This window comes from Aerococcus sp. L_32, assembly GCF_050689315.1.
Genome location: NZ_JBOEQF010000235.1, coordinates 1 through 3,282, shown reverse-complemented (window position 1 = coordinate 3,282; position 3,282 = coordinate 1). Strand labels below are relative to the sequence as shown.

The following is a 3,282-nucleotide window of genomic DNA, read 5'->3' as shown; positions in this document are numbered from 1 at the left end:
TTGTAATACCATACCAAAGTGCTTGCGCAATTCCCCGCGTGTCATTGATTTAGTAGGTACACCATCAATTTTAATCGCACCAGCATCTACGTCATAAAAACGCATCAACAAGTTGATTAAAGTCGTTTTACCTGCACCAGTTGGTCCTACAATAGCCACTGTTTGACCAGGTTCAACTTTGAATGAGATATCTTGCATCAAGGGCTTCTCTGGGTCATAACCGAAGCGAACGTGGTCGAATTCAACAGCACCAGTAACTTTCGCTGGTAGGTGGCCAGTAACTTCTTCTTGGATCTCATTTTCCTCGTCTAAGAAATCAAAGACACGGTGGGCGGCAGCTAGGGCTGATTGTAAGACACCAGATAGTTGGGTCAACATTTGAATCGGTTGGGTAATTTGCATCACGTATTGGACCAAGGCTTGTAGATTACCAACTGTCAACTTCCCAGCAAGGGTATATAAACCACCAGCAATCGCAGTGGCCACGTAACCCAAGTTACTTACCGTATTCAGTAACGGCATCATTAGAGACGATAGGAAGCTGGCTCTAAAACCGTAATCCCGCAATTGTTGGTTTCGGCGTTCGAATTCTGCCACCGATTCCTCTTGACGACTGTAAACCTTGATTTCAGTGAAACCTGACAATTGTTCTTGCGTATAACCAAATAAGTTCCCCAAGGCATTCGCTTGATTTTGGAAGGCTGATTGCGATTGGTTAATAATCAGCTTAGCAAAAAGGAATGACAATGGAATTGTGGTCACAATAATTAAGGCGAGGTGCCATTGAATAATGAACATGGAAATAACCGCAAAGGAAATCCCAAGAATCGCATTCACGAACTGGATAAAGGACTGTTGCAAAGCATTGGTAATTGAATCAATATCATTGGTCATTCGGGATAAGACATCACCCGTTGGATGGCTGTCAAAATAAGAAACAGGCATGTTGTTGGCTTTCTTAGCCACATCGTTACGAAGGTCGTAAATAGCATTTTGTACCACGTTTGTTAGCCAATACTGACCTAAGTATTGACCCGACCAGAAGAAGCAACCACGGATAAAGTAAAGTAGGGCAATGTAACCAACGTAATCATAGTTGATACCTGCACCAGGTACTTGGTTCATCAAATCCACTACATTACTGGTTAATTCAGTGATAGCTAAACCCAGTACGATAGGTTCTAAAACACCGGCAATATTCATCCAAACAGTGGCAAACATGGCCAAGAAGAATTGGCCTTTATAGGGTTTGATATACCGCCATAGGTTACCTAAGATTTCCTTAGTTGGAATTTCTCGTTTTTCAATTTCTGTATTAGCCACGATTTAATTCCTCCTCACTTAATTGAGATGATGCAATTTCATAGTAAAGTTCAGACGTTTTAAGCAATTCCTTATGAGTACCGCGCGCTGCCACTTCACCTTCATCTAGAACGATGATTTGGTCAGCATGGATAATAGAACTTACACGTTGAGCAACGATGATAGTTGTTGCATTCTGTGTTTCGTCTTTTAAGGCTTGGCGCACTGCAGCATCAGTCTTGTAGTCTAGTGCTGAAAACGAGTCATCAAAGATGTAAATTTCTCGGTCCGCGATAATGGAACGGGCAATAGACAAACGTTGTTTTTGTCCACCAGATAGGTTGGCCCCACCTTCATCTAAATGAGTCGCATATTTGGTTTCCAAACGGTTAATAAATTCAGAAGCCTGCGCCACGTTAGTCGCTCGGTCCAGGTCCATATCATCCGCATTGAATTTACCATAACGTAAGTTTTCCGCGATATCCCCAGTAAATAGTAGGGCTTTTTGCGGTGTATACCCAATTTTTGATCGTAAAGCATTCAATTCATAGTTTCGAACGTCAATCCCGTCAATTAAAATCTGACCCTTACTCACGTCGTAGAAACGTGGGATTAACTTAACAATCGTTGATTTACCAGATCCAGTTGACCCAATAAAAGCCACCGTTTCACCAGGATTTGTTTTAAAGGAAATGTTCCGTAGAACGGGCTTAGAAGCATCTGGATAAGCAAAGTCAACGTCACGGAATTCTAGGGTACCAAATTCATCAGATTCAGTAATAGCCACTTGTGGATCAGGTGAAGCAACTGTAATTGGCATATCCATCACCTCTCGTAATCGACCAGCTGAAACCGCCGCACGTGGGTACATCATAAAAATGTTGGCAAACATTAATAATGAGAATAATGCGTGGAAAACGTACTCGATAAAGGCAACCATGATACCGACTTGCATAGAACCAGTCTCAATCAAGCCAGCCCCAAACCAAAGGATCGCAATAATCACGGTATTCAATAATAGAGAGAATAGGGCCGGTGTAACCGCGATGATTTTGAATAATTTACCAGATTGTTTCTTGTAAGATTGGTTAACGTCTTTAAACCGGCCTTCTTGGAAGTGCTCATTATTGAAGGCACGGATTACACGTAAACCAGTAATGTTTTCTCGTAGAATCCGGTTGATATTATCTAAACTTGCCTGTTGTTTTTCGGAAATCGGCAAAGTGTATTTGGCAATAAAAATTACAGATAAGATGATAATAATAGAAACGGGAATCACGTAGATTCCTAATGCTGGTGAAATGGAGAAGATCATAATGATCGAGAAAATTAGCATCATAGGCGATACTAGGCCTTGTTTTAAAGTCATCTCCATAAATTGTAAAATCACAAAGGCATCGGTTGAAATACGGGTCGTTAAAGATGCCACACCTAACTCTTGAAACTCATGGTGAGATAGGTTTTGCATTTTCTTGTAGGCGTCATTTCGGATGTTCATAACCATGTCATTGACGATATTAGAAACCGTATAAGCGGTAATCGTCCGTGAAACGAGGGATAGTACCACCAATCCCATCATTATCCATGTATAGCGCCATAATAAAGGGATATTCTGGGTAATAATGGCATTATCAATCATTTGCGCTAATAGGGTAGGTAAGCCAATCATTACTGCTGCGGTCCCAAAGGTGGCAATGAATGTGATCAGCAATTTACCAGGGTATTTTTTAACGTATTTCCAGATAAAATTCAAATGTTCTCCTCCTTAAACTTATTTTGCCTAGTAGTCATTGAAAAATATAAAGAATAAATTATCGCCAAAGTGAATAAAAGGCAGACCGAAATCGGTCTGCTTTTATCAGTTTGTGTTTTAACAACACTATTTATTCAGCGTATAATTTTTGGATGCGGTCTTGCACATCTTTATTGTCTAAAAATTCTTCGTAAGTAGTATCCATACGGTCAACCACACCATTTGGT

At 40.6% G+C, this 3,282-nt stretch carries 2 protein-coding genes; both read right to left on the bottom strand.

Translation table 11 applies throughout. From position 1 onward, the window contains the following. Nucleotides 1-1,323, bottom strand: a 1,323-nt coding sequence (locus ACRCJ0_RS11005) for an ABC transporter ATP-binding protein (protein WP_431390465.1), incomplete at its 3' end; no start/stop codon positions are given. Continuing rightward, the gene (locus tag ACRCJ0_RS11000; protein WP_069285735.1) at nt 1,316-3,055 is read right to left on the bottom strand and encodes an ABC transporter ATP-binding protein; all 1,740 of its coding nucleotides are present in this window, start codon (nt 3,053-3,055) and stop codon (nt 1,316-1,318) included. The genes ACRCJ0_RS11005 and ACRCJ0_RS11000, both read right to left, overlap by 8 nt. Between the last annotated feature and the right edge of the window lie 227 nt (nt 3,056-3,282).